The 25424-nt window shown below is 67.7% G+C and carries 30 protein-coding genes; 22 read left to right on the top strand and 8 right to left on the bottom strand.

The features are described 5' to 3' along the window. Nucleotides 1-375: hypothetical protein (locus ACIQ7H_RS06725; RefSeq protein ID WP_395789686.1), on the top strand; the 375-nt coding region annotated here is incomplete at its 5' end. A gap of 91 nt (nucleotides 376-466) precedes the next feature. Here the strand turns inward: ACIQ7H_RS06725 and ACIQ7H_RS06730 are convergent. After that, nucleotides 467-1717, bottom strand: coding sequence for a threonine synthase (locus ACIQ7H_RS06730; RefSeq protein WP_395789688.1), 1251 nt, complete (start codon nucleotides 1715-1717; stop codon nucleotides 467-469). A gap of 206 nt (nucleotides 1718-1923) precedes the next feature. On the opposite strand from ACIQ7H_RS06730, the gene ACIQ7H_RS06735 reads away from it, so the two are divergent. Continuing rightward, on the top strand, nucleotides 1924-3228 hold the full coding sequence (locus ACIQ7H_RS06735; protein WP_395789690.1) for an amidohydrolase: 1305 nt from the start codon (nucleotides 1924-1926) through the stop codon (nucleotides 3226-3228). 142 nt (nucleotides 3229-3370) lie between these two features. On the opposite strand, the gene ACIQ7H_RS06740 is transcribed toward ACIQ7H_RS06735, so the two are convergent. Beyond that, nucleotides 3371-4162 carry an OmpA family protein gene (locus tag ACIQ7H_RS06740; RefSeq protein ID WP_395789692.1) on the bottom strand — a complete coding sequence of 264 codons (792 nt, stop codon included), beginning with the start codon at nucleotides 4160-4162 and terminating at the stop codon, nucleotides 3371-3373. Between the two features lie 334 nt (nucleotides 4163-4496). Then, the gene (locus tag ACIQ7H_RS06745; RefSeq protein ID WP_395789694.1) at nucleotides 4497-4907 is read right to left on the bottom strand and encodes a DUF4398 domain-containing protein; all 411 of its coding nucleotides are present in this window, start codon (nucleotides 4905-4907) and stop codon (nucleotides 4497-4499) included. A gap of 333 nt (nucleotides 4908-5240) precedes the next feature. On the opposite strand from ACIQ7H_RS06745, the gene ACIQ7H_RS06750 reads away from it, so the two are divergent. Continuing rightward, nucleotides 5241-5390 (top strand): lmo0937 family membrane protein, encoded by a 150-nt coding sequence (locus tag ACIQ7H_RS06750; RefSeq protein ID WP_395789696.1) that lies wholly within the window; start codon nucleotides 5241-5243, stop codon nucleotides 5388-5390. 208 nt (nucleotides 5391-5598) lie between these two features. Beyond that, the gene (locus ACIQ7H_RS06755; protein WP_395789698.1) at nucleotides 5599-5820 is read left to right on the top strand and encodes a hypothetical protein; all 222 of its coding nucleotides are present in this window, start codon (nucleotides 5599-5601) and stop codon (nucleotides 5818-5820) included. 184 nt (nucleotides 5821-6004) lie between these two features. Here the strand turns inward: ACIQ7H_RS06755 and ACIQ7H_RS06760 are convergent, their stop codons facing one another. The 3 genes from ACIQ7H_RS06760 to ACIQ7H_RS06770 form a co-directional block, all read right to left on the bottom strand. After that, complete coding sequence (locus ACIQ7H_RS06760) at nucleotides 6005-6526, bottom strand: glycine zipper 2TM domain-containing protein (protein ID WP_395789700.1); 522 nt, start codon at nucleotides 6524-6526, stop codon at nucleotides 6005-6007. 117 nt (nucleotides 6527-6643) lie between these two features. Continuing rightward, nucleotides 6644-7339 carry a hypothetical protein gene (locus tag ACIQ7H_RS06765; RefSeq protein WP_395789702.1) on the bottom strand — a complete coding sequence of 232 codons (696 nt, stop codon included), beginning with the start codon at nucleotides 7337-7339 and terminating at the stop codon, nucleotides 6644-6646. Continuing rightward, on the bottom strand, nucleotides 7336-8079 hold the full coding sequence (locus tag ACIQ7H_RS06770; protein WP_395789704.1) for a class D sortase: 744 nt from the start codon (nucleotides 8077-8079) through the stop codon (nucleotides 7336-7338). Before ACIQ7H_RS06770 ends, ACIQ7H_RS06765 begins: the two co-directional genes overlap by 4 nt. Nucleotides 8080-8428: 349 nt before the next feature. Between ACIQ7H_RS06770 and ACIQ7H_RS06775 the strand changes: the two genes are divergently transcribed. Beyond that, nucleotides 8429-8626 (top strand): hypothetical protein, encoded by a 198-nt coding sequence (locus ACIQ7H_RS06775; RefSeq protein ID WP_395789706.1) that lies wholly within the window; start codon nucleotides 8429-8431, stop codon nucleotides 8624-8626. Beyond that, nucleotides 8623-8847: a CsbD family protein gene (locus tag ACIQ7H_RS06780; RefSeq protein ID WP_395789708.1), complete on the top strand. Its 225-nt coding sequence runs from the start codon at nucleotides 8623-8625 to the stop codon at nucleotides 8845-8847. The genes ACIQ7H_RS06775 and ACIQ7H_RS06780 overlap by 4 nt, the downstream gene beginning before the upstream one ends. A 76-nt stretch (nucleotides 8848-8923) precedes the next feature. Here the strand turns inward: ACIQ7H_RS06780 and ACIQ7H_RS06785 are convergent, their stop codons facing one another. Both ACIQ7H_RS06785 and ACIQ7H_RS06790 read right to left on the bottom strand, forming a co-directional pair. Further along, nucleotides 8924-9730 carry a Crp/Fnr family transcriptional regulator gene (locus ACIQ7H_RS06785; RefSeq protein WP_395789710.1) on the bottom strand — a complete coding sequence of 269 codons (807 nt, stop codon included), beginning with the start codon at nucleotides 9728-9730 and terminating at the stop codon, nucleotides 8924-8926. A gap of 184 nt (nucleotides 9731-9914) precedes the next feature. Then, nucleotides 9915-10697 (bottom strand): Crp/Fnr family transcriptional regulator, encoded by a 783-nt coding sequence (locus ACIQ7H_RS06790; RefSeq protein WP_395789712.1) that lies wholly within the window; start codon nucleotides 10695-10697, stop codon nucleotides 9915-9917. A gap of 399 nt (nucleotides 10698-11096) precedes the next feature. On the opposite strand from ACIQ7H_RS06790, the gene fliL reads away from it, so the two are divergent. From fliL to ACIQ7H_RS06870, 16 genes are all read left to right on the top strand, one after another. After that, nucleotides 11097-11636, top strand: a complete 540-nt coding sequence (gene fliL, locus ACIQ7H_RS06795) for a flagellar basal body-associated protein FliL (protein ID WP_395789714.1) — start codon at nucleotides 11097-11099, stop codon at nucleotides 11634-11636. 10 nt (nucleotides 11637-11646) lie between these two features. Beyond that, nucleotides 11647-12651, top strand: a complete 1005-nt coding sequence (fliM, locus tag ACIQ7H_RS06800) for a flagellar motor switch protein FliM (RefSeq protein ID WP_395789716.1) — start codon at nucleotides 11647-11649, stop codon at nucleotides 12649-12651. Next, nucleotides 12648-12980, top strand: a complete 333-nt coding sequence (gene fliN, locus ACIQ7H_RS06805; RefSeq protein WP_395789718.1) for a flagellar motor switch protein FliN — start codon at nucleotides 12648-12650, stop codon at nucleotides 12978-12980. The genes fliM and fliN overlap by 4 nt, the downstream gene beginning before the upstream one ends. 8 nt (nucleotides 12981-12988) lie before the next feature. Beyond that, on the top strand, nucleotides 12989-13378 hold the full coding sequence (gene fliO / locus ACIQ7H_RS06810) for a flagellar biosynthetic protein FliO (protein ID WP_395789720.1): 390 nt from the start codon (nucleotides 12989-12991) through the stop codon (nucleotides 13376-13378). Then, the gene (fliP, locus tag ACIQ7H_RS06815; protein WP_395789722.1) at nucleotides 13375-14142 is read left to right on the top strand and encodes a flagellar type III secretion system pore protein FliP; all 768 of its coding nucleotides are present in this window, start codon (nucleotides 13375-13377) and stop codon (nucleotides 14140-14142) included. Before fliO ends, fliP begins: the two co-directional genes overlap by 4 nt. 4 nt (nucleotides 14143-14146) lie before the next feature. After that, nucleotides 14147-14416 carry a flagellar biosynthetic protein FliQ gene (locus tag ACIQ7H_RS06820; RefSeq protein ID WP_395789724.1) on the top strand — a complete coding sequence of 90 codons (270 nt, stop codon included), beginning with the start codon at nucleotides 14147-14149 and terminating at the stop codon, nucleotides 14414-14416. Nucleotides 14417-14432: 16 nt separating this feature from the next. Beyond that, complete coding sequence (gene fliR / locus ACIQ7H_RS06825; RefSeq protein ID WP_395789726.1) at nucleotides 14433-15224, top strand: flagellar biosynthetic protein FliR; 792 nt, start codon at nucleotides 14433-14435, stop codon at nucleotides 15222-15224. Further along, nucleotides 15224-16357 carry a flagellar biosynthesis protein FlhB gene (gene flhB / locus ACIQ7H_RS06830; RefSeq protein ID WP_395789728.1) on the top strand — a complete coding sequence of 378 codons (1134 nt, stop codon included), beginning with the start codon at nucleotides 15224-15226 and terminating at the stop codon, nucleotides 16355-16357. The genes fliR and flhB overlap by 1 nt, the downstream gene beginning before the upstream one ends. A 3-nt stretch (nucleotides 16358-16360) precedes the next feature. Beyond that, nucleotides 16361-18436, top strand: coding sequence for a flagellar biosynthesis protein FlhA (gene flhA / locus ACIQ7H_RS06835; protein WP_395789730.1), 2076 nt, complete (start codon nucleotides 16361-16363; stop codon nucleotides 18434-18436). Between the two features lie 55 nt (nucleotides 18437-18491). After that, nucleotides 18492-19919, top strand: a complete 1428-nt coding sequence (gene flhF / locus ACIQ7H_RS06840; protein WP_395789732.1) for a flagellar biosynthesis protein FlhF — start codon at nucleotides 18492-18494, stop codon at nucleotides 19917-19919. Further along, a complete protein-coding gene (locus tag ACIQ7H_RS06845; protein ID WP_395789734.1) occupies nucleotides 19906-20793 on the top strand; it encodes a MinD/ParA family protein in 888 nt (295 codons plus the stop codon). Before flhF ends, ACIQ7H_RS06845 begins: the two co-directional genes overlap by 14 nt. A 118-nt stretch (nucleotides 20794-20911) precedes the next feature. Then, nucleotides 20912-21658, top strand: a complete 747-nt coding sequence (locus ACIQ7H_RS06850; RefSeq protein WP_395789736.1) for an RNA polymerase sigma factor FliA — start codon at nucleotides 20912-20914, stop codon at nucleotides 21656-21658. Nucleotides 21659-21702: 44 nt separating this feature from the next. Continuing rightward, entirely contained in the window at nucleotides 21703-22095 is a 393-nt protein-coding gene (cheY, locus tag ACIQ7H_RS06855; protein WP_395789738.1) for a chemotaxis response regulator CheY, read from the top strand. Further along, complete coding sequence (locus ACIQ7H_RS06860; RefSeq protein ID WP_395789740.1) at nucleotides 22092-22724, top strand: protein phosphatase CheZ; 633 nt, start codon at nucleotides 22092-22094, stop codon at nucleotides 22722-22724. Before cheY ends, ACIQ7H_RS06860 begins: the two co-directional genes overlap by 4 nt. Before the next feature lie 8 nt (nucleotides 22725-22732). Continuing rightward, nucleotides 22733-24547 carry a chemotaxis protein CheA gene (locus ACIQ7H_RS06865; protein ID WP_395789742.1) on the top strand — a complete coding sequence of 605 codons (1815 nt, stop codon included), beginning with the start codon at nucleotides 22733-22735 and terminating at the stop codon, nucleotides 24545-24547. Between the two features lie 106 nt (nucleotides 24548-24653). Continuing rightward, nucleotides 24654-25394: a flagellar motor protein gene (locus ACIQ7H_RS06870; RefSeq protein WP_395789744.1), complete on the top strand. Its 741-nt coding sequence runs from the start codon at nucleotides 24654-24656 to the stop codon at nucleotides 25392-25394. The last annotated feature ends 30 nt before the right edge of the window (nucleotides 25395-25424 follow it).

Here is a 25424-nt window from a genome sequence, read left to right on the forward strand (position 1 = left end):
CGCACATGCGCCCGCCACCGCCGCACCTCCGAACACGCCATCGACCGCTCCTCCGTTGGGGAAACCGGAGACGGTCGGGAGAATCAGGTCAGGAAGGTAGGTGAGGTGGGCGGACGCTTACACTACGACAGCGTCACCCAGGTCTGGCACGCGCAATGTCCGCAGCCGATCGAGCCGAGCTGCCAGCTGCAGCAATTGCGCGAATGGACACTGCTGGGCAATCCCTTTGCGCCGGGCGATGGCAGCCTCGACCCGCAGGCACGCCTGCTGGTGCGTGAGCGCCTCTCCAGCCGTGACACCGAGGGCGAATGGCAGACCGGCGATTGGCGCCTGAAGATCTACCGCGGCCATGGCTATGGTCTGCCGGTGAACTGATCGCGGCGGCTCCGCGCATCCAAGCTCGCGCGGCAGCGCCGCGCGAGCTTGCCAACATCGGCAGCCTCGCGCGCTCCGCTGTTGCAGTGGCTCAGCTCAGAAGGTGCCGCAGCTCGGGCAGATACTTCTCCGCCGAGCCGGTGTTGACCACCACCACCCGCTCGTCACGCTTCAGCAATCGGCGGTCCAGCAGCTGGGGAATGGCCGCCGCGCAGGCGGCGCCTTCCGGGCTGATCCACAGGCGCTGACCCGCCCAGATCCGGCGCAACTCGGCCGCGGTATCGTCCTCACTCACCGCCACCGCGGCGCCGCCGGACGCGCGGATGATCTCCAGTACACGGAAGTGGCCGACGCCGCCCGGCACGTTCAAGCCGGTCGAAAGCGTATGCCCTGCAATCACCGGCGTGGTGTCGCTGGCACCCGTTTCGAAGGCGCGCACCAGCGGCGGCGTGGCCTCACTCTGCACGCACAGCATGCGCGGCCGGCGGCTGTCGATCACGCCGAGGGTTTCAAGCTCATCCCAGGCTTTCCACATGCCGAGCACGCCGGTGCCGCCGCCGGTGGGATAGATCACCGCGTCCGGCAGCTGCCAGCGGGTCTCGCCCGGCGCAGGCTCGGCCAGTTCGAGGCCCAGGCTCTTCTTGCCCTCGATGCGCCAGCCCGGCTCCTGGAAGGTAGCGACCAGAAAACAACCCTGAGGAACCACCTCGGTCTTCAGGAATGCCCCCGCTTCGCGAATGGTCGGGCCGACCAGGCTCAGCCGGATTTGCTGAGGAAACCGGAGTGCCGCAGCGGCGACGCTGCCCAGAATCGGCAATGGCGTATCCGGCGGCATCGCGACGTGCACCTCGATGCCTGCTGACAAGGCATAGCGCACCAGCGAATCGCCTGCATTTCCCTGGGTCGGCACCGCCAGCTTGCGAAGTCCAAGCCGCCGCGCCTGCGCCACCACCATCGCCATGCCTCGATCCTTGAAGCTCTGGGTCGGGTTGGCGCCGAACCCGGGCACGGCGCGTCCCTCTTCCTTGAGCTGGAGGCGCAGCCCGGCTGCGCTGGCTGCGGGATGCTCGAACGGGAGAAGGGGCGTGCCGCCCTCGCCCAGGGCAACAACGTGCGCGGCGTCGGCGGGATCGTTGATGTCCAGCGCCATCAGCCCGCCGAAACGCCACATGTCGCGGCGCTGCGGCTGGTACCAGCCGAGATCGGGCTGCTCGCGCGCGAGCCGTTCGAGGTCCAGCACCATCTCGACCGGCCGACCATCGATGGGGTCGAGATTCATCGGCACATCGGCCGGGTACTCATGGCCCGAAACCAGGCCGCGCAGGCAGCGCACGTAGGACATCGTTCAAATCCAGGGTGGGTTGAAACAAGGCTGAGCCGACGGAACTGCGCCGACCGGCTGCAGCAGCATGCCGCATCGAGCGGGTTGTGCCGCGCGCGCCGCTTGTGCCATCGCAGCTCATCGAAGGCGCAGAGGCACTAAGCAACCCGCCGGCACACTGTGCCCTACTGCATCATCTCGATTCTTCGCCTGCCCAAGGAATGCTCATGCGTCTGTTGCCGAATCTGCGCCTGCGGCTCCCGCTGCTGCTCACCGCGTTGCTCGCCCTGCCTCTGCCCGCCGCGGCCTTCGACGTGGAGGCGTTGTCGCGCAGCGTCGATGCGTCGATGGTCGAGTGGCGGCGCGATATTCATCAGCATCCGGAACTCGGCAACCGCGAGGTTCGCACCAGCGCCAAGGTCGCCGAGCATCTGCGCGCGCTCGGGCTTGAGGTGAAAACCGGCATCGCCCACACCGGCGTCACCGGCCTGCTGCGCGGCGGCAAGCCCGGCCCGAAGATCGCATTGCGCGCGGACATGGACGCGCTGCCGGTCACCGAGGCCACCGGCCTGCCCTTCGCCAGCACCGCCACCGCCGAGTACAACGGCCAGACCACCGGCGTGATGCACGCCTGCGGCCACGATGCGCATGTCGCCATCCTGATGGGCGTGGCGCAGGCGCTGGCCAGCATCCGCGAAGAGCTGCCGGGTGAAGTGCTGTTCGTGTTCCAGCCGGCCGAAGAAGGCCCGCCACACGGCGAGGATGGCGGCGCGCGGATGATGCTGGCCGAGGGCGTGTTCGATGACTTCCAGCCGGCCGCCGTGTACGGCCTGCACGTGTGGGCGCAGCTGCCGGTCGGCACGGTCGGCTTTCGCGGCGGCCCGATGCTGGCCAGCTCCGACCGCTGGGTGCTGAAAATCAAGGGCAAGCAGACCCACGGCTCGCGGCCCTGGGGCGGTGTCGATCCGATCTCGATCGCCGCGCAGATCGTGGTGGCAAGCCACGGCATCATCGCCCGCCAGATCGACATCAGCCGCTCGCCGGTGGTGCTGACCGCCGGTGCAATCCGCGGCGGGATCCGCTTCAACATCATTCCCGATGTGGTCGAGATCGAAGGCACCCTGCGCACCTTCGACATGGAGGTGCGCGATGACGTGTTGCGCCGCTTCGAACGCACCGCCAAGGCGATTGCCGAGGCCGCCGGCGGCAGCGCCGAGCTGATGGTCAAGAACAATGCGCCGGTCACCGCCAACCATGTCGGCCTGACCCGCCGCGTGCGGCCGTGGCTGGTCGAGCTGTTCGGCGCCGATCAGGTGGTGGAGATGCCGCTGCAGACGATTGCCGAGGATTTCTCGGAGTTCGCCAACCGCAGCGAGGGCTTCTTCCTGCTGGTCGGCAGCACCGGCCCTGAGGTGCACCCGAACACCGCGCCGAACAACCACTCGCCGGAGTTCCTGCTGCACGAAGACGCGCTCAAGCACGGCAGCCGCGCCCTGCTGACCTTGGCGCTGCGCCGTTTGCACGAGCAGTAGGCGCTGTCCGGTTCGTTCCGCGGCTGAGCATTCAATAGTCGCGGCGGAGTGCGTCCGTAGCGCAGACAGCAGCGCGCCCGCAGCAGGTGCGGGCGCGCTGTTTGCAGCGTAGGCGCGAGTCGAACCGCGCCGGTGGTTCGACCTACTGCGCGGCCACCGGCTCGATCGCGCTGAAGATCACTTCAACGCGGCGGTTCATCTGCCGGCCCGAGGCGGTTTCGTTGCTCGCAGCCGGGTACTCCTGCCCACGCGCGGTGGTGCTGAGCTGCGAAGACGCAGCGCCGAAACCGACCAGCGATTGCTGCACGGCGGCGGCACGACGCTCCGACAGCAGATAGTTGGAGCTGGCGCTGCCGACGTTGTCAGTGTGGCCCTCGATCGCCGCCCGATAGCCGGGGTGATCGCGCAGCACTTCAGCGATCTTGCGCAGATTGGTGTTGCCCTCCGGCCGCACCTGGGCGCGGCCGGTATCGAACAGCACATCGCCCAAGGTCACCACCAGACCGCGCTCGGTCTGCCGCGCATTCAGGCTGGCCAGATCGGCTTCCAGGCTGGCGATCTCGCGGCGCGCGGCCTCGGTATCGGCCAGCGCCATCTGCGCTTCGCGCTGGGCGAACTCGGCGTCACGCTGCGACTGCGAGGCATCGCGCTGGGCCGATTCGGCATCGCGCTGGGCGCTATTCGCCGCCATCCGGCTGCGGTCGGCGGCATCGCGCGAGGCATCGGCTTCTTGGGTGCGCTGCGCCAGTCGCAGGCGGTCGCGCTCGGCGGCGGCGCCATCCACGATCGCCTGCGAGGCGATGCTGGAAGCGGTCGCTTCGGCCAGAGTGACCCGGCGGCCCGCCATGTAGGCCAGATGATCGATCGTGCCCAACGGCTCACGCGCCTTCCAGGCGCGCTCGGCCTCGGCCAGTGCGGCATCGGCGCGCGCCATTTCTTCGCCGGCTCGGCCTCGGCCAGTGCGGCATCGGCGCGCGCCATTTCTTCGCCGGCAAGGCTCAACACCTGCGGGTTCGACTGGGCGCGCTGATGCAGCTGGCGCGCGTCTTCAAGCGCCAGGTTGCGCTTGGGGGTGGAGCTGCAGGCCGCGAGGGCGAGCGTAGCGATCAGGGTGATGGCGACGGCCGAAGCCTGTCTGATGTTCATTGGATTGTTCCTGAGGAGTCGAATCTTGATGGGGCCGATCTTGACGGGGTGGATCTGGTCAGCTTCGCCAGGGCCGGCTCAAGGGCTGACGGGCGCAGCGGGCGAACCGACAAGGGCTGCGCTTAACGCGTGCTGCTGCGCTGCATTTCCTGCTGCAGGATGCGCGCGGCCTCCTGCGACTCCTGGGCCGATTTCAGCGCGCGTGCCGAGCGCGCGCTGAGCACCGCGACCTGGGCGTCAAGCTCAGCCTGCTGCGCGAGCTGCAGGGCCAGCGCCGGCTGCTTGTTGCTGGCCGCGCGCTGTGCGCTGGCCAGCTTGTCGGTGGCGACGCGCAGCTCGGTTGCGGCGTTTTCCTGGGTGCTGGCGGTGTTGGCGTTCTCCACCGCGGTCTCGGCAGCCGCCAGCTGGCGGTCGTACACCGGTGCGCTGGCGCAGGCCGACAGCAGCAGCGGCACAGAGGCCAGCAGCAAGCACCACCGGCGGGGACTGACGGCAGCGAGCCGCGCGATGTTCTGGGGGTTGGACGTGTGCATGGAGACTCTCCTGCGGGTAGGACACAAGGTTGAGCCACAGCGCGCCCGAGTTCAGTTCGCTGACGCACACAGAACCGTCCGGATCAGTCGCGCAGAATTCAGTTACCCACTGGAGCAAGCTGTGTTCGACAGCGCACAGAACTTGGCCATGGGTGAGCGCAGCCTTCACTCCTGTCGGGTCGGGCACCCGCAACGAAGCCGCCGGCGACTCGGGCCCCATCTTGGTGCCGCGCAAGCGCTATCGGTTCGTCTCGCCAAGGCAGCATCCGCGGAGTCCACACCGCGCATCCTCAGCGTGCCCACGCTGTCCGCTTCATCGTTCTGGAGAGCGCAATGCTTGAAACAATCATCGTCATCCTCGTCATCCTGTGGCTGCTCGGCATGGTCACCTCGTTCACCATGGGCGGGCTCATCCACATCCTGCTGGTGATCGCCATCGTGGTCGTGTTGCTGCGGGTCATCGGCGGCCGCAGAGTTCTCTAGCGACACGCGTGCGCTTCGAGTCAGCCCTGCGTTGGCAAGCACTGATCCGCTCGCACGAGCTGCCGCTTAGGCACAGGCCGACGCGGCAGCCTTGCGTGGGCTGAGACGCGCTTCGCCCCCCGCGCTGCCTCCGCACCGAAACACAGGAACGCCCTACCCGCCCGCCGTTTTGCGGGCTCGGGCAACAACCCGTTCCAAGGAACTCCACATGAATCCGCTGCGTTCTTTCGCCATTGTCCTGATCGTCGCTGGCGCACTCGCGCTGGCCTACGGTGGTTTCAGCTACACCCGCGACACCCATGCTGTCGATATCGGCCCGTTGCAGCTGAAAGTTCAGGAACGCAGCTATCTGCATATCCCGATCTGGGCCGGCCTGGCCAGTCTCATCGCGGGCGTGGTGCTGCTCGGCTCGGCACGCAAGTCGCGCTGAGCGCCCGTCTGAGTCGTGACAAGGAAGCAGCCGGCACATGCCGGCTGCCTTCACTCAGAAGTCCATGCATCACTCACGCGCCAACAGTCACGGCCGCGGATCTCCATCCAGCTCGCGCGAGGTCGGGCGTGACGGCCGGTGCGCGCGGTGAGCCAGGCAGCCGGCACCCGCCCTGCCCGATTGTTCAGTCGATCGCATAAAGCTGCTGCTGGCGCAGATCCACGCGGTCGCCGATGCTCTGGCCGCGCAGCTCGCGTTGGGTGACCTCAGCCCACTGCCCGTCGTCCATCCGCACTTCGAAGCGATAAACGCGCTGCTCGTCGCCACGTCGGCGTTCGACCTCGTTCCCGGCCACGCCGCCGATCACGGCGCCCGCCACGGTGGCTGCACGGCGGCCGCTGCCGGAACCGACCTGGTTGCCGACCACGCCGCCCAGGATCGCGCCGAGCACGGCACCGCCGCCGCTCGCGTGCTCGCGCTCCCAATCCTCATGGATGGCTTCCACGGTGCCGCAGCTGTCGCAGCGGCGCGGGCTGTAGCGATCGTCGCGGCGACGATCATCGTCATTGCGCGCGTAGTCGCGATCGCTGCTGGCATAGCCCGCTTGCGAGTTGTAGCCACGGTCCTGCCGCTCGTAGCCGACGCAGGCGGACAACAGCAGGGAGACGCCCGCGAGCAGCAGGGCCTTGCGAAGGATGTCGTACATGGATGTGTGCTCCAGAGAATGCAAAACGCGGCCGCCGAGCGAGCCCGGCAACCGACCTGCGGCGTGGCCGGCGCCCGCGCATCCGCACGGGTGCCGGCCAGCCACGTCAGCGCTGGATCAAGCCTTGCGCGCGCGCAGTCGACGACGCAGCGCCAGCGCCGAGCCGCCGAACAGCGACAGCACCGAACCCAGCGCCAACAGCGGCAGCGGACCAGCGGTGTCGGGCAGGCGGGCCAGCGGCGGGTTGGCGGGCGTCATCTGAGCCATGCGACGGTCGGGTTCAGGCTGCGGCGCGGGCTCGATCTCCGGCGCGGCCTCATAGCGGACCAGGCTGGCATAGCGGTCCACCGGCTCCGTGGTGTCCATGGCGAAACCGCTTGCACCTTCGGGCACATACAGATTCAGCCGCTGGTCGGCGCGCAGTTCGCGGAAATAGGTCTTGGTTCCGGACAGGGTGACCTGCTGGCCGGGCTTCGGCATCAGGGTGACGTTGCCCAGCGAGCGGTCGCGCAGATCGATGAACTCGGTGGTGAACGAGCCGTCCTCGTTATTGCGCACGAAGTCGCCTTCAAAGCGCGCCCACTTCTTGCCGTTGACCATCACCACCTCGCGGCAGCCGCTGGCGATGCGCGGGTAGGTTGAAACCAGTTGGGTGTCCCAGATCACCTGCGCGCAGTCCTCGGTGTGGTTGCTCGGGGTGGGCAGCTTGCTGGTGTCCATCTGCGGGGCTGCCAGCGCGCCGCCGGCAAGCAGGAGCCCACCGATGGCGAACGCGGGCAGGCAAAGGCGTGGTTTGGAATTGGAGGTAGTCATGGCGTGGTGCTCCTGGCGTGGATCTGCAACAAGGCCCCGTCCACACGCGTGTCAGTGGCGACACCCGGGTCCGGGGGAATCCGCTCGGCGCGCACGATGAATCGCTGCGGCGCGCTGCCGACAAAAAAGAAGGGGTAGCAGGTGATGAGAGTCAGGGCCGCGGTGTCGGACGCATCCAGCGGGCTGAGATCGGTGGGCTGGACGATCGACAGCGCGCTGACCCGGTAGCGCTCGCTGCCGCGGCCGAGATCAAGCTCGACCAGATCGCCGATGGCGACCGTTTGCAGCACGCGGAAATAGCCATCACGGTGCGCGGCAATCGCGCTGTTGCCCACGGCGCCGGGCGGCGCGGTGCCGGCCACGTGCGCGGCGCCGCGGTTGAGGTTGCGCTCGTTGAGTTCGGCGTACACCGGCACTTCCAGGCCCAGTCGCGCGATCTTCAGCAGGGCCAGCGGCCGGCTATGCGGGGTCGACCCGGCGCCAGCGGTTTCGGCCGCGTGCAGTGCAATCCGGCCTGCCGACCACAGCGACTGATCGGGCGCTGGCGCAGGCCGCGCATTGCCGGGCGTTGCAGCTGCAGTCAGCGGCTCCGGCGAGGCTGCAGGCGCGGTCCGATGAAACTCGGCCACCGCCTGCGTGCGCTCCCATTCGCCCAAGCCGCGTGGGCCGAGATAGGCCAGGCCCAGCGCCAGTCCTGCCGACCAGCAGCCCACCTCCAGCGAGCGCAGCAGCCGGATCACCGGTGGCCACCGTCGTGGGTCGACGCGCTCAGTGCGGGTTCTGACTTCACTGACATCACAGCGCACATGGCCACCACCTGCTGTAGCGCGAGATTCACGCCGGTTGCGAAGCAGAGTGGTCGCGGTTGACCCTGCCGTCGGTGCGGTCCCGCACTTGTGCGATCTGCCGACGACCACGATTCCAACCGCGCAGGCCAAGCCGTATCGCCCAGCTGCGCAGTCTGCGAATGCGCTGTCGGCACCGCCTGCGCTGGGTGGGCCAACGCACCGACTGACCCCACCCGAACAATCAGGCTTCCGAGCGAGGGTCGCTGCATCCCGCGGCGCGCCTCGCATCCAGGAGATCTCCATGAAGAGCACCCCCGGCAGTCACGACAAAGACCGCAAACAAGGCAAGTTCGGCGCTCCGATTCCGCAGCCCAGTGGCAAGGGCGAGGACCGGTCACCGCAGCACGCGGCAGCGGCCAAGCCCGATTCGAAGTCCGACCACAAGCCAGGAACAAAGCCCACCGGCAAGCTGCCGACACCGACCCATCCGCCGGCATGAGCCTGCCCAGTGGTGACGAACTCAAGGCGCGCTGGAAGCAGCAGATGGGCAGCGCGAAAGTGACCTGGGGCAAGCTCACCGACGATGAGCTGCTGCAGTCCGAAGGCCATGCCGAAAAGCTGTCCGGCCTGATCGAAGAGCGCTATGCGGTGAACCGCGACGAGGCCAAGCGCCAGGTCGAACACTTTCTCAAAGAAGCCAATGCGCGTCTGAAGATGTGAAGCACGGGATGGGCAGCGGCCCCGGAGGGTCGCTGCCCATCGCGCTGGCGATGGCGCAGCGCTTCCGCGCGTGCAATCAGTACGTGCGCAACGGCGATGGCCCCAGACCGAGCGGCGCCAGTACGGCAGCCGTAGGCCGCGAACGCGGCACCAGCCGGCGCGTCGGCGGCGCGGTCAGGGCCGCGGCGAACGCGGCAGTGACTGAGGCTCCATCCTGCGCGTAGCAGGCGCAGCTCGCGTCGCGCAAGCCGTCCAGATCGAGCAGGCGGATCTCACCGCGGCGATAGTCGATCAGGCCGCGCGACTGCAGATGGCCAGCGCAGACGGTGACACCGCTGCGGCGAAGGCCCAGCAGTTCGGCGAGGCGCTCGTGGGTGATCGCGATCAAGGGTTCTTCAGCGCGGTCCGCGGCCGCCAGCAGCCAGCGCGCCAGCCGCGATTCGGCCGAGTGGTAGCGCAGACACACCGCAGCGCGGGAGAACAGCCGCAGCTGCAGGCACAGCGCGCATTCCGCCAGCACATGCAGCTGCGGCACGGCGCGGCGCGCCTCGTTCCAACGGGTTCGCAGCAGATACAGGGCGCTGCCCTCGATCCGCACGATGGTGCGCAAGGGCGAACTGCAGCTCGACAGCATCAGCGCGGCGCCGAGCATGCCCTCGCGGCCGACCAGGGCCAGCTGCAAGGCTCCGTGCTCCTCACCTCCCGGCGACTCTGAAACCGCGCCGGTGATGGGGAACACCAGCGCCTGCACGCTGCCGTCGCCGGTCGACAACTCGCTGCCGGCGCTCAGTGCGCGCAGCTCGCAGTGCTCCAGCAAGTGTTCCCGCTGTGCTGCCGGCAATCGATCCAGCAGCAGATTGCCGGCGGAATGTCGCGCATCCATGTGCATCCACGTCTCCTGGCACTGCGGCCGTCAGGGCCGCTTCGGCCGGCGGCAGGGGTGCCGCAGGTGGCTCAAATTGCGCGCCTGCAGGCGGCAGGTCTGTTCGCTGCAGCACACCCGCCGTGGCCTCGGCAAACCGCAGGCCGACCGTGGCAAAAGGCTGCTGCCCGCGAGCACAGCGGAATCACGCGATCGCGGGCGAACGCTGGGTGCCGGCGCTGCGGCGCAGCGGCCAGGGCAACAGCCGGTCGGTTTCGGTCTTGACCACCGCGTAGCACTCGCAGCTCAGCTCCTCCAGCCGCGCGCGATCGAGCACCCGGATGTGGCCGCGCTTGTAGTCGATCACGCCGATCTTCTGCAGTTTGCCGGCGGCGTCGGTGACGCCCTCGCGGCGCACGCCGAGCATGTTGGCGATCAGCTCCTGGGTCATCACCAGATCGTTCGAGGACAGACGATCCAGCGACAGCAGCAGCCAGCGGCACAGCTGCTGGTCGACCGAGTGGTGACGATTGCAGACGGCGGTCTGCGCCATCTGGGTAATCAGCGACTGGGTGTAGCGCAGCATCAGGTGCAGCATGTCGGCATGGAGATCGAACTCGCGGCGGAACACCGAGCCCGGCAGCCGATAGCCCCAGCCGGCGCTTTGGACGACCGCGCGGCTGGTGGTGCTTTCGCCGCCCATGAACAGGGCGATGCCGATCAGGCCCTCGTTGCCGACCACCGAGATTTCGGCCGAGGCGCCGTTTTCCATCACGTACAGCATCGACACGATCGAATCGGTCGGAAAGTAGATATGCCGCAGCGCCGTGCCTGATTCGTACAGCACCTTGCCCAGCGGCAGCTTGACGAGCTCAAGGAATCCGAACAACCGGCCCTGCACCTCGGCCGGCAAGGCGGCGAGCAGATGGTTCTGCAGGGGAGAATGCTCGGGCGAATTTTCCTGCGGAATTTCCGGCGAATTGGGCATGGTGGACATCGGTAGGGCGGCGAGTCGCCACCATCCAGCCTACGCCCCTCAACAGAGGAGTCTGTACGCTTCCGCACAGACCATGCTTGGCGAGGTCTGTGCGCGATCCCTGAGGCGGTGACGCAAAACCGGCACACGGGTGCGCCAATAGTTTGACGAATCGTCCGCCGAACCCGGCGGCTTCCAGCAGCACGGCTTGCGCAAGCCACACAGCACCTCGCCGAATCGCCGACTTTGAGCCCGCCTGGGGCCGAGCCTCCCCACGCCAGGGGGCCGCACCGGCCGTTGATTGGCGCGGCGCAACACGCACTCTGGCGGTCGCAGCTACGCCTGCATCGCTCCCCCGCGCCTTCGGCACGCCGCTTGCACACCGCTCCGCAGACCTGATCGGAGATGTCCATGGCTGCCAAGCCTGCCCCCAAGCCCGCCCCCGCCGCTGCTGGCGCCCCTGCCGCCGAGCCCAAGAAGGGTTTTCCGATCGTTCTGGTGCTGATCGTGCTGCTGGTCGGCCTCGGTGCCGGCGGCGGCGCTGCGTACTTCATGCTGCCCAAGGGAGAGTCCGAAGCCCATGCCGAAGAGGACCCGCGCGCCGGCGGAGAGCGCAAGACCGATAAGCGCCTGCCCGCGCAGTACGTGGCGATGGAGCCGGCCTTCGTGGTCAATCTCGCCGACGAAGGCAGCACCCGCTATCTGCAGACCGAGATCCAGGTAATGGCGCGCGACCCGCAGACCATCGCGGATCTCACCACCCACATGCCCGCGGTGCGCAACGCATTGCTGATGCTGTTTGCGCGCCAGACCCAGTCCGAGCTGCGCTCGCCGGAGGGACGCGAAGCACTGCAGACCAAATCGCTGGAGGAAATCAACCGCGTGCTCAAGGAAGAAACCGGCTACGACGGCGTGGAAGCACTGTTCTTCACCAGCTTCGTGACCCAGTAAGCGCCCGCCCGTGAACAGGGACATCCTCAGCCAGGACGAGATCGATGCCCTGCTGCACGGCGTCGACGCCGGGGTGGTTTCGACCGAGCCGGACTTCGCGCCCGGCGAGGCGCGCGCCTACGATTTCGCCACCCAGGACCGCATCGTGCGTGGGCGCATGCCCACCCTGGAGATGGTCAACGAGCGCTTCGCTCGGCTGATCCGGATCGGCATCTTCAACCTGTTGCGACGCTCGCCGGAGATCTCGGTGCGCGGAATAGAAATGCTGAAGTTCGCCGAGTACACCCACGGCCTGTTTGTGCCGACCAATATCAATCTGATCAAGGTCAAGCCGCTGCGCGGCACCGCCTTGATCATCTTCGAGCCCAAGCTGGTGTTCGCGGTGGTCGACACCTTCTTCGGCGGCGGCGGACGCTTCCACGCCAAGATCGAAGGCCGCGAATTCACCGCCACCGAGATGCGGGTGATCCAGCTGCTGCTGGAGCAGGTCTTCCACGACCTCACCGAAGCCTGGTCGCCGGTGTTGAAGCTGGAGTTCGAGTACACCAACTCCGAGGTCAATCCGCACTTCGCCAACATCCTCACCCCGCGCGAGTACATCGTCGTCTCGCGCTTCTCGGTCGAGCTCGAAGGCGTGATCGCCGACATCCACGTCAGCTTTCCCTACGGAATGCTGGAGCCGCTGCGCGAACAGCTCGACGCCGGTCTGCAGAGCGACCGCGCCGAGCGCGACGAGCGCTGGGTCACCGAGATGCGCGCGCAGATCCACGACACCGAGGTCGAGATCAGCAGCGTGCTGACCCGCAAAACCCTGGCCCTGCGCGACCTGCTGAACCTCAAACCCGGCGACATCCTGCCGATCGAAATGCCCAAACAGATCGACCTGCTGGTCGAGAACGTGCCGGTGTTCCGCGGCGAGTTCGGCGCCCACGGCGGTAAGCGCGCGGTGAAGATCACCGAGGTGCGGCAGCCGGCGATTCCACTGTCACCCCATCTGCAGAGGCCGATGCCATGAACAACACCGATGCACTTGGCGCCAGCCCGGCCCAGTTCGGGGCGCTGTCGCCCGAAGGCGGCGGCAACGAACTGAATCTGGAAGTCTTGCTCGACGTTCCGGTCACCCTGGCACTGGAAGTGGGCCGCGCACGCGTGCCGATCCGCAACCTGCTGCAGCTCAACCCCGGCTCGGTGATCGAGCTGGAGCGCGGCGCGGCCGAACCGCTGGATGTGTACGTCAATGGCACCCTGATCGCCCACGGCGAAGTGGTGGTGGTGAACGATCGCTTCGGCGTGCGTCTGACCGATGTGGTCAGCCCGGCCGAACGCCTGCGTCGGCTGCGCTGAAGCCCGCCATGCTGCAAATCGCTGCCACCTCCGCCGGCACTGTCCCTGCCGCCATGCCCAGCCTGACCAGCGCCAGCAGCCTCGGCGGCCTGCTGCTCAGCTTGCTGCTGGTGATCGGGGTGATCCTGCTCGCCGCCTGGCTGCTGCGCCGCTTGCCCGGCATCAATGCCTCCGGCAACTCGCTGCTGAAGGTGCGCGCCACCTTGGCCGTGGGCATGAAGGAACGCCTGCTGCTGGTCGAGGCCGGCGGCGAAACCCTGCTGATCGGCGTCAGCGCCAGCGGCGTGCAGTGTCTGCATCGCTTCGATGCACCGCTGCCCGAGCCGACTGAAACCGGCCCCAATTTCGCAGCCCTGCTGGCGCAGCGGCTCGGCGCGCGCCGGGAGGCCAAACCATGAGCCCGCTGCGCCTGCTCCTGCTGGTGCTGCTGCTGTGCTTCGCGGCGCCGGTGCTGGCCACTCCGGCCGCGCCGGTGATGCCGACCCTGCCGACCTTGCCCGACGTCAACATCGCCAATGTGGGCGGCCAGACCATCAGCGTGCCGCTGCAGATCCTCGCCCTGATGACGATGATCACCCTGCTGCCGGGCATGCTGCTGGCGATGACCGCCTTCACCCGGATCATCGTGGTGCTGGCCTTGCTGCGGCAGGCCTTGGGCACCGGCCAGACGCCGTCCAACCAGATCCTGCTGGCGCTGGCCCTGTTCGTCACCGCGCTGGTGATGATGCCGGTGATCGATGCGGCCTGGATCGGCGGTGTCCGCCCCTATCTGGACGGCCAGATCGGATTCGAGCCCGCGCTCACGGCCACCCTGGTGCCGATCCGCGAGTTCATGTTCGCGCAGGTGCGCGAGAACGACCTGATGCTGTTTGCCGGTCTGTCCGGCAGCACCGGCTACGCCAGCCCCGATGAAGTGCCCTTCCCGGTGCTGATGGCGAGCTTTCTCACCAGCGAGCTGAAGACCGCGTTCCAGATCGGCTTCTTCCTGTTCGTGCCGTTCGTGATCATCGACCTGGTGATCGCCAGCGTGCTGATGTCGATGGGCATGATGATGCTGTCGCCGATGCTGATCTCCGCACCCTTCAAGATTCTGCTGTTCGTGCTGGTGGATGGCTGGGCCCTGGTGGTCGGCACCTTGGCCGCGTCCTTCGTGACCACCTAGAGCCATGACCCCCGATACCGTCATGGGCGAGCTGCAGGCGGCGCTGACCATGGCCCTGGTGATCGCCACGCCGATGCTCGGCATGGCCCTGGTGATCGGCGTGGTGATCGGCTTGCTGCAGGCCGCCACCCAGGTCAATGAGCCCGCCATCGCCTTCATCGGCAAACTGTTTGCGCTGGCCCTGGTGCTGGCGATCAGCGGCGGCTGGATGCTGGCCCAACTGGTGACCTTCACCACCAGCCTGATCCAGCGCATTCCGTCCATGCTCGGTTAGGCCAAGGCGCACAGCCATGGACGCCACCACCGGCATCACCCTTGAAGGCCTGCACCTGCTGGCCTATGCCCAGCAGGTGGTCTGGCTGTCGCTGCGGATCGGCGCGCTGCTGCTGCTGTCGCCCTTTCTCGGCACCCGCGCGGTGCCGCGGCGGATCCGTCTGATTTTCGCGCTGGCGCTGTCGGCGGCGGTCGCACCGCTGGTGCCGGCACCGGTGGTGGTGGCCGGGCTGAATGCCGAAACCGTGCTGGCAGTGGCGCGTGAACTCGCGATCGGCGCCTCGCTCGGGTTTCTGATGCGGCTGGCGCTGGAGGCCACCGCGATGGCCGGCGAGCTGATCGCCCAGGGCATGGGCCTGGCTTTTGCGCAGATGATCGACCCGATGCGTGGCACCCAGAGCGGCGTGGTCACGCAGTGGCTGACCGTGGTGGCCGGGCTGACCTTCTTCGCGGTCGATGCGCACCTGGCTCTGCTGTCGGTGCTGTTCGAGAGCTATTCGGTACTGCCGGCCGGGGCCACCCCGGTGGCGATGATCGACCTGCTCGACGCGATCCCGGGCTTTGCCGGGATCATCTTCGTCGCCGGGGTGAGCCTGTCGCTGCCGGTGATGATCGCGATGATCACGGTCAACATCGCCTTCGGCGTGATGGCACGCACCGCGCCCTCGCTGAACCCGATCGCGATCGGCCTGCCGGCGGCGCTGCTGGTCGGCTTCGTGCTGCTGATCGCTCTGATGCCGAACCTGCTGGAACCGCTGAAGGCCCTGTTCGCCCAGGCGCTGGACGAAGCCGCACGGTTGATCCGCTGATGGCCGGCGAAGACGACGGCGCCGACAAGACCGAAGAACCTACCCAGAAACGCCTTGCGGACGCCCGCAAGGAGGGCCAGGTCCCGCGCTCGCGTGAGCTCGGTGGCGCGGCCATGCTCGGGCTCACCGTCGGCATGCTGTATTACAGCGGCGCCAGCCTGGTCGCCCACAGCGGCGACTGGCTGGCGCGCGCACTGTCGCTCAGCCGCGAAGACCTGCTGCGCGGAGATCCGATCCTGCGCACCGGCGAAATGCTGCTGGAGCTGTTCCTGGCCGCGCTGCCGCTGATGCTGGTCGGGGTACTGGCCGGTGCGCTGGCGCCGCTGGCGCTGGGCGGCTTCAACTTCAGCGGCAAGTCGCTGGTGCCGAAGTTCAGCAAGCTCGACCCGATCGCCGGCTTCAAGCGCCTGTTCGGTGCGGAGGGCCTGGTCGAGACGCTCAAGGCGGTGCTGCGGGTCAGTCTGATCATCCTGGTCGGCGTGCTGACCCTGCGCGCACAGATGCCGGAGTTGCTCAGCCTGCTGCATGAGCCGCTGCCGCGCGCCGCCGCCCACGGCGGCATCATGGCCCTGACCCTGCTGGCCTACCTCACCGCAACGCTGATTCTTGTTGCGCTGATCGATGGGCCGTTCCAGCTCTGGAACCATCACCGCAAGCTGAAGATGACCCGCCAGCAGTTGCTCGACGAGTTCAAGGAATCCGAAGGCAGCCCGGAGGTGAAGGGGCGCATCCGGCAGGTGCAGCAGGAGATCGCCAACCGCCGGATGATGGAAGCGGTGCCCACCGCCGACGCCATCCTGGTCAACCCGACCCATTACGCGGTGGCGATTGTCTACGACCCGAAAAAGATGCGCGCGCCCAAGCTGGTGGCCAAGGGCGTTGATCTGATCGCGATCACCATCCGCGAACTCGGCGAGAAAAACCGGGTGCCGATCGTCTCCGCACCGCCTCTGGCACGCGCCTTGTATAGGGATGTGCAGCTCGACCAGGAAATCCCGGTCCGGCTGTATGCCGCGGTCGCCCAGGTGCTGGGCTTCGTTTACCAGTTGCGGCGCTGGCGTCGCGAAGGCGGCAGCCCGCCGCCGCCGCTCAAGCCGATCGAAATCGACGAAACCCAGACGCGAGATCCCTAATTCATGGCCCAGCCGGCGCTCGCCACCAGCCGCGGCACGCAAATCCTGAACGTGCTGCGGCACGGCCTGGGCGCACCCCTGATCGTGATGGCCATGCTGGCCATGATCGTGGTGCCGCTGCCGCCGATCATGTTGGACGCGCTATTCAGCTTCAACATCGCGGTGTCGCTGGTGATCCTGCTGGCGGTGCTGTACGTGCAGCGGCCGCTGGAGTTCTCGGTGTTTCCGAGCATCCTGCTGATGGTCACCCTGCTGCGGCTGGCGCTGAACGTCGCCTCGACCCGGGTGGTTCTGCTGCACGGCCACGAGGGCCCGGACGCCGCCGGCAAGGTCATCGAGTCGTTCGCAGCCTTCGTCATCGGCGGCAACTACGCGGTCGGCTTCGTGGTGTTCGCGATCCTCACCATCATCAACTTCGTGGTGGTGACCAAGGGCGCCGGCCGCGTGTCCGAGGTGTCCGCACGCTTCATCCTCGATTCGCTGCCCGGCAAGCAGATGGCGATCGACGCCGACTTGAATGCCGGCCTGCTCTCGCGCGAAGAAGCGATCAGACGACGCGAGGAAGTGCGCGAGGAATCCGACTTCTACGGCTCGATGGACGGCGCCTCCAAGTTCATCCGCGGTGACGCCATTGCCGGTCTGTTGATCCTGTTCATCAACCTGTTCGGCGGCTTCGCCATCGGCATGCTGCAGCATGATCTTTCGGCGGGCGAGGCTGCGCGCATCTACACCCTGCTGACCATCGGCGATGGCCTGGTCGCGCAGCTGCCCGGCCTGCTCATTTCGACGGCCGTGGCGCTTCTGGTCACCCGCGTCTCGCGCTCCAACGACATGAGCAAGACGGTGATGTCCCAGCTGTTCGGGCACCACCGCGCGCTGACCATCGCCGCCGTTGTGCTGGGCGCGGTCGGGCTGGTGCCGGGCATGCCCAATTTCGCATTCCTGAGCCTTGCTGCGGTGCTCGGCTACGCGGCCTGGATGCTGCACAAGCGTTCCCTGGTGGTGCAGATGGAGGCACCGCCATTGGAAGCACTTGCACCGCCCGCGCCCACCGAGCTGTCCTGGGACGACCTGACCCCGGTGGACTCTCTCGGGCTCGAAGTCGGCTACCGATTGATCCCATTGGTCGACCGCGCCCAGGGCGGCGAGCTGATGGCGCGAATCAAGGGCGTGCGCCGCAAGCTGACCCAGGAGCTGGGCTTTCTGATTCCGCCGGTGCACATCCGCGACAACCTGGAGTTCTCGCCCGGCGCCTATCGCATCCTGCTGCACGGCGTGCCGATCGGCGCCGGCGACATCCACCCGGAGCGCGAGCTGGCGCTGAATCCCGGCCGCGTGCCGGTCAACATCGACGGCATCCCGACTCGCGACCCGGCCTTCGGCCTGGATGCGCTGTGGATCATGCCGACCGCACGCGCGCAGGCCGAGGCGATGGGCCTGACCGTGGTCGACCCCGCCACCGTCATCGCCACCCATGTCTCGCATCTGGTGCGCCAGCACGGCCCTGATCTGCTCGGGCATGAGGAAGTGCAGCAGCTGCTGACGGCGCTGGCGCGCACCCACCCCAAACTTGTCGAAGATTTGACGCCGCGCGCGCTGCCACTTTCCGTCGTGGTCCGCGTGCTGCAGAACCTGCTGACCGAAAAGGTGCCGATCCGGCAGCTGCGGCGGATCGCCGAGGCCCTGCTGGAACACGCGCCGCAAACGCAGGATCCGACCCAGTTGACCGCCGCGGTGCGCGCCGCGCTCGGCCGTTTCATCGTCCAGGAGATCAATGGCCTCGCCCCCGAACTGCCTGTCTACACCTTGGCGCCGGCCTTGGAACGGGTGTTGCAGGAGTCCGTCAGCGGCAACGGCGCCGCGCTCGAACCGGGACTCGCCGAACGCATGCACCAGTCACTGCTGGAGTGTGTGAAACGGCAGGAAGCGGTCGGCGAGCCGGCGGTGCTGCTGGTGCCGGGGGCGGTGCGATCGATGATCGCCAAGCTCACCCGCACCGGCATCCCCGAGTTGTTCGTGCTGGCCTATCACGAAGTGCCGGACGACAAGAAACTCAAGCTGGTCGGCAACGTGGGATAGGACATCCGGCTGAGATCCGCAGCCGGCAACTGATGCAAGACAGGCGGAAGCAGGCATGAAGATCAAACGGTTCTTTGCCCAGGACATGCGCACCGCGCTGCGCCTGGTGCGTGAGGAGCAGGGCCCGAACGCGGTCATCCTGTCCAACCGCCGGGTTGAAGGCGGAGTCGAAGTGGTCTCCGCAACCGACTACGACGAATCCCTGGTGCAGCAGTCGCTGACGGCCGCGCGCCGCTCGGCCGAGGCCGCTGCCCAACAGGCCGCCGCCAGTGCACTGCCGGCGGCGCCGGAACCACGTGTTGCCGCACCTGCCCATATCAGCCAGATGGCACCGGCACCGGTCGACACGCTCTTGCCGCCGCGCGTTGCCCAAGTGGCTGCGGCCGCCCGCGCCGAGGCGATGAACCCGCGCCTGGCCGCGCGTCAGGCCGCCGCCGCGCTGGCAGCCGCACCCGCCGCAGCGGCAACGGCGCCGTTCGAAACCCCGCAGCGCCCGCTGACGGCGCTGGACACGGTCGAGCGCATCACCTCGCGGCGGCTGTCGAAAATCCCCGACGAAGTGCAGCAGCTGTGCGTGGAAGACCCGCAGATCGCCGAGATGAAGCGCGAGATGGCGCTGATGCGGCAGTCGCTGAAGCACGAGCTGGATCGCTTCTCCGACCAGCGCATGCGGCTGTCACCGGCGCGCGCCGCGGCCTTTGAGGAACTCGCCGGCTACGGCTGCGACGAGGCCTTCGCGCGCAGCATCGTTGAACGCATTCCGGCCGACGCCGACCCGGCACGCTCGCGCGGCATGCTGCTCGGCCTGCTGGCGAAATCGCTGCAGGTCTGCGCCGAGGATCCGATCTCAGCCGGCGGCGTGATCGCCCTGGTCGGGCCGACCGGCGTCGGCAAGACCACCACCCTGGCCAAGCTCGCCGCGCGCTACGCCGCCCACCACAGCGCCCGCGATGTCGCCCTGGTCACCACCGACGGGTTCCGTATCGGCGCCCGCGAGCAATTGTTCACCTACGGCCGTTTGCTCGGCATGCCGGTGATCGAAGTCAGCGACCCGTCCGAACTCGGCGACACCCTCGACCGCCTCGGCGAGTACCGGCTGGTGCTGGTCGACACCGCGGGTCTGTCGCACCGCGATATCGCGCTCGGCGCCCAGCTCGGCGCACTGGCCAAACTCAAGCACGTCAACACCCAGCTGGTGCTGCCGGCCAACACCCATGCCGATGATCTCGATGAGGTCGTCCGCCGCTTCTCGATCGCCCGCCCGCGCGGCGTGGTGCTGAGCAAGGTCGATGAAACCGGCCGGCTCGGCTCGGCCCTGTCGGTCACCGTGCGCCACCGCCTGCCGATCAGCTACCTGACCGACGGCCAGCGCGTGCCCGAAGATCTGCACCGCGCCGAGGCCCACCGGCTGGCGCTGCGGGTGACCGAACAGCGCCGCGCCTCGGCGCACGCCGTCGAGGAGATCGCGCATGTCGCAGGCTGAAGGCCGCGCCGGTACGAGCCCCGACGACCAGGCCCAGGGCCTGCGCAAGCCGCGGCTGAAGCCGGTGCGCGTGATCGCGGTCAGCGGCGGCAAGGGCGGAGTCGGCAAGACCAGCGTCTCGGTCAACCTGGCGGTCGCTCTGGCCGATGCCGGCCGTCACGTGCTGCTGCTCGACGCTGATCTTGGCCTCGCCAATGTCGACGTCCTGCTCGGGCTGTCGCCACGCTTCACCCTGGCCGACGTGATCGAAGGCCGCTGCTCGCTGGAGGACACCATCCTCGAAGGCCCGCACAATCTGGCGGTGGTGCCGGCCTCCTCGGGCAAACGCTCGATGGCCGAACTGTCCGCACCCGAGCAGGTCGGCCTGATCCGCGCGTTCAGCGAACTTGACCGCGATCTCGACGTGATGGTGGTCGATACCGCCGCCGGCATCAGCGACAGCGTACTGACCTTCGCCCAGGCCGCGCAGGACGTGGTGCTGGTGGTCTGCAACGAGCCCGCCTCGATCACCGACGCCTATGCGCTGATCAAGGTGCTGTCGCGCGAGCGTGGGGTCAACCGGGTGCAGATCATCGCCAACATGGTGCGCAGCCCGGCCGAAGGCCGCGAGCTGTTCGACAAGCTGTCGCGCGTCACCGACCGCTTTCTCGACGTCACCATCAGCCTGCTCGGCATCATCCCGCACGACGAATGGCTGCGCCGCTCGATCCAGCGCCAGCAGGCGGTGGTCGAGGCCTTTCCGGCCTGCCCCTCGGCGCATGCGCTGCGCGGCATCGCCCGCCGTATCGATCAATGGACGGCGCCGACCGGGCCGCGCGGCCCGGTCGAGTTCTTCGTCGAGCGCCTGGTTGCTCCGCCCGAGGCGCATGTATGAGCCTCGCTCGCGCGCATGAACGCGTGCGCCCACCGATGGCCTGTCGCCTTTCGGCTGGCGCCTGCGGGCGGACGTGCGCGGCACTCGCCGAGGGCGTGAACATGCGAGGGCCCGGCAGATGAGCCAGGCCGAAGCCGAATACCGGTCGGTTCGCCGGCAGGATCCCAACGAGGCGGTGGTCCAGCACGGCCCGCTGGTGGCGCGCATCGCCCACCATCTGGCGGCGCGGCTGCCCTCCAGCGTGGATGTCGGCGACCTGATCCAGGCGGGAATGATCGGCCTGATCGAGGCCACCCGCAGCTACGATTCCGGCCTGGGCGCGGCGTTCGAGACCTATGCCTCGATCCGCATCCGCGGCGCCATGCTCGACGAGATCCGCCGCGGCGACTGGGTGCCTCGCTCGGTGCATCGCAAGGTGCGTGAACTGTCCGCGGCCACCCGCAATATCGAACAGAAAACTGGCCGCGCCGCGCGCGATGTCGAGGTCGCCGAAGCGCTGCAGATTCCCGTGCTGGAGCTCAACCGCCTGCTCGAAGATGCAGTGCGTGGACAGGTGCTCAGCATCGACGCCAATGCCGACGACTCCGGCGAGCTGCGCCTGCCAACCAGCGTCAATGCCGCTTCGCCGGCCGCCGGCTTCGAACGCGATGCCTTCGCCGCCGAGCTGGTCAAGGCCATTGCCGGGCTGCCGCAGCGCGAGCAGCTGATGATGAGCCTGTACTACGAACAAGAGCTCAACCTGCGTGAGATCGGCGCCGTGCTGGGCGTCACCGAATCGCGGGTCTGCCAATTGCACGGCCAGGCACTGGTGCGCCTGCGCGCCCGCCTGGCCGAGTGGATCCGCGATCCGGTCGATGCCGGCTAGCGACTCCGACACCCTTCCCACCGCACACCTTCGAGCTGCCTTCCATGGACAAGAACCTGAAGATCCTGATCGTCGACGACTTCTCCACCATGCGGAGAATCGTCAAGAACCTGCTCAACGATCTGGGTTTCACCATCACCGCGGAAGCCGAGGACGGCAACAGCGCATTGGCGCACCTGCGCTCGGCTCCGTGCGACCTGGTGGTGACCGACTGGAACATGCCCGGCATGACCGGCATCGAGCTGCTGAAAGCGATCCGCACCGACCCCAAGCTGGCCCATCTGCCGGTGCTGATGGTCACCGCCGAGGCCAAGCGCGAGCAGATCATCGAGGCCGCGCAATCGGGCGTGAACGGTTACATCATCAAGCCCTTCACCGCCCAGACCCTGCAGGAGAAGCTGCAGAAGATCTTCGAGCGGATGGGCTCGGCTGCATGAACGCCAGTGCCGCCGAACGCGAGCACCTGCTGCACTTGATGCATTCGGCACTGGGTGCGCTTGAGCAGGACGATGACTCGCTGTATCGCAGCTGCATCGAATCGCTGACGCAGTGGCGCTCGCGACCGATCTACGCCGCCATCGACCGGCTCGCCCGCGAGCTCACCGGCGCGCTGGCCAATCTGCCCATCGATGCGCGCCTGGGTGCGCTGGCCGGCGAAGACCTGCCCGATGCCCGCGCGCGGCTGGACTTCGTCGTGCAGACCACCGAACAAGCCACCCACCGCACGCTCGATCTGGTCGAAGACTGCCGCAACCGGATCGACCTGATCCGCTCGCGCGGGCTGGACTCCGAGATCGAGAACGAGTTGATGGGCGTACGCAGCAACCTGTCCAGCATCGCGCTGGCGCAGGAGTATCAAGACCTGACTGGCCAGACCATCAAGCGGGTGGTCGGCATCGTCCATCAGGTCGAGGCGGCGATCGGCAAGCTCAGCGTCGCGCTGGGCCTGCCTGACCACCAGAAGAACACCGGCATCGAGGCCCAGGGCCCCGCCCTGCCGGGCATCGACAAGCACGGCGTGTCGCAGGACGCGGCCGATGATCTGCTCTCCGACCTCGGCCTGTAGGCGCGCCCATGAGCGGCAATGACGACATCGCGGCCGATTTCCTGGTCGAAGCCAGCGAAATCGCCGAACGCCTCGGCGACGAGCTGGTGCAGCTGGAGATCAAGCCGCAGGACGGCGAACTGCTGAATGCGATCTTCCGCGGCTTCCACACCATCAAGGGTGGCGCCAGTTTTCTCAATTTCGGCGAGCTGGTCGAGCTCTGCCACGGCGTCGAGGAAATGTTCGACCTGTTGCGCAAGGGCCGGCTGAGCGTCGACGGCGATCTGTTCGACCTCGCCCAGGGCGCGCTCGATCAACTGACTGGCCAACTGGCCTCACTGCGCAATGGCCAACCGGCGCAGCGTGCACCGGAAACGCTGTTGAACGCGATCCGCATTGCTGCGCTGCCCGATGCCGCGGCGGCCGCAGCAGCCAAGCCGGCAGTGGCACCGAAGCGCGCGCCGGCAGCGCCGAAGCCGGTCGCCGCGGCCTCGGCACTCGCCGACGAACCGGCCACGGCCGGCGATGCGATCACCGAAGACGAATTCGAAGCGCTGCTGGACATGTTCCAGGGCGCGAATCAGGTCCCGGCCGGCAAGCCTTCGCCGCTGCCGCCGAGCCCCGTGCATATGCCGGCCGCCGCGCGCGAGCCCGCACCCGAGCCTGCTGCCGCGGCGCCGACGAAAGCAGCACCGCCGGCCGAATCCAGCGTGCGCGTCGACACCAAGCGGCTGGATGGCCTGATGAATCTGGTCGGCGAACTGGTGCTGGCGCGCAACCGCATGAAGGCACTGCGCCGGCACACTCGCGATGAAGATCTGGAGCGCGCGGTCAGCAACCTCGATGTGGTCACCGCACGCCTGCAGGCCGAGGTGATGCGGGTGCGCATGCAGCCGGTCGGTCGCGCGTTCTCGCGCTTTCCGAAAGTGGCGCGCGATGTCGCCCGCACGCTGAAGAAAGAAGTCAACGTGCAGCTGATCGGCGAAGACACCGAGCTCGACAAGAACCTGGTCGAGGCGCTGTCCGATCCGCTGGTGCATCTGGTCCGCAACGCCATCGACCACGGCATCGAGGCGCCCGACAAGCGCGAGACGATCGGCAAGCCGCGCGCCGGCACGCTCAAGCTGTCGGCGCAGCAGGAAGGCGACCACATCGTGATCATCGTCAGCGATGACGGCGGCGGCATCGATCCCGACATGCTGCGCACCAAGGCGCGCGAGAAGGGCCTGATCGACGCCGACACCGCCGCACGGCTGTCGCCGATCGAAGCTCTCCAGCTGATCTTCCTGCCCGGCTTTTCGACCAAGGACCAGGCCACCGAAGTCTCCGGCCGCGGCGTCGGCATGGACGTGGTGAAGTCAAAGCTGTCCGAGTTGAACGGTCAGGTGCTGATCGAGTCGGTGCGCGGCGAAGGCACCCGCTTCGTGATCCGCGTGCCGCTGACCCTGGCGATCCTGCCGACCCTGATGGTCAGCGTCGCCGACCGGCCCTATGCGCTGCCGCTGTCGAACGTGCTGGAAGTGTTCAAGTACCGCGAGAACCTGGTCCGCTTCATCGATGGCCGCGAAGTGCTGGACTTGCGCCAGCAGACCTTCCCGCTGATCTTCCTGCGCCGCTGGCTGGGCAAGCCGGTGGTCACCGAAGATGCAGGCGTGGTGGTGGTGCAGACCCCGACTCGCAAGCTCGGCATCGTTGTCGACCAGGTGCGCGGCCGCGAAGAGGTCGTGGTGAAGCCACTGCCGGCCTCGCTGCGCGGCCTGACCGGCCTGGCCGCGGCCACCATTACCGGCGACGGAAATCTGGCGCTGATCCTCGACATCGGCGGCTTGAACAGTGCCGTCTAGCGCCGTCGCTGCTGATTTGCGGGCGTCAGGCTTCTGGCGCTGTCCTTGCAGAACCAGCTGCACTCCGCCCCCCCAGCGCGCAGCGCATCGGTCGATAGTTCAAGCCATGGATATTCTCAGCGTTGTTGGCGTCGTACTCGGCCTGGTCGCCATCATCGGCGGCAGCCTTGCCAAGGGCGCGGGCCTGTCTTCGCTGTGGTCGGCGGCGGCTTTCATCATCGTCATGCTCGGCACCGTCGCGGCGATTCTGGTGCAGACGCCGATGCCCACCTTCAAGCGCGCCCTGGTGATCTTCCGCTGGCTGTTCCAGCCGCCGAAGATTCCCGGCCGCGAGCTGCTCAATCGGATCGTCGGCTGGAGCGCCCGCGCCCGCAAGGACGGCCTGCTGGGGCTGGAGTCCGACATCGAACGGCTGAACGATCCGTTCCTGCGCAAGGGCCTGCAGATGCTGGTCGACGGCAACGAGCCCGACACCCTGCGCAAGGTGCTGGAGATCGACATGCACAGCCAGGAGCAGGCCGATATCGCCGCCGCCAAGGTATTCGAAGGCATGGGCATCTACGCGCCGACCTTGGGCATCATCGGCGCCGTGCTGGGCCTGATGGCGGTGATGCAGAACCTCGCCGACCCCTCCAAGCTCGGCACCGGCATCGCGGCGGCGTTCACCGCAACCATCTACGGCATCGCCTCGGCCAACCTGTTCTTTCTGCCGCTGGCCAACAAGCTGAAAGCGGTGATCCGCGCGCGCTCGCGCAGCCAGGAGCTGATCATCGAAGGCCTGATCGCGATCGCCGAGGGCGAGAACCCGCGCAATATCGAGGCGCGCCTGCAGGGCTACGTGACGTGACGGCAGGCTCCGGCGCACGGCTTGCAAGGC

Origin of the sequence: Aquimonas sp., assembly GCF_044377145.1 — a bacterium.
Lineage (GTDB): Bacteria > Pseudomonadota > Gammaproteobacteria > Xanthomonadales > Xanthomonadaceae > Aquimonas.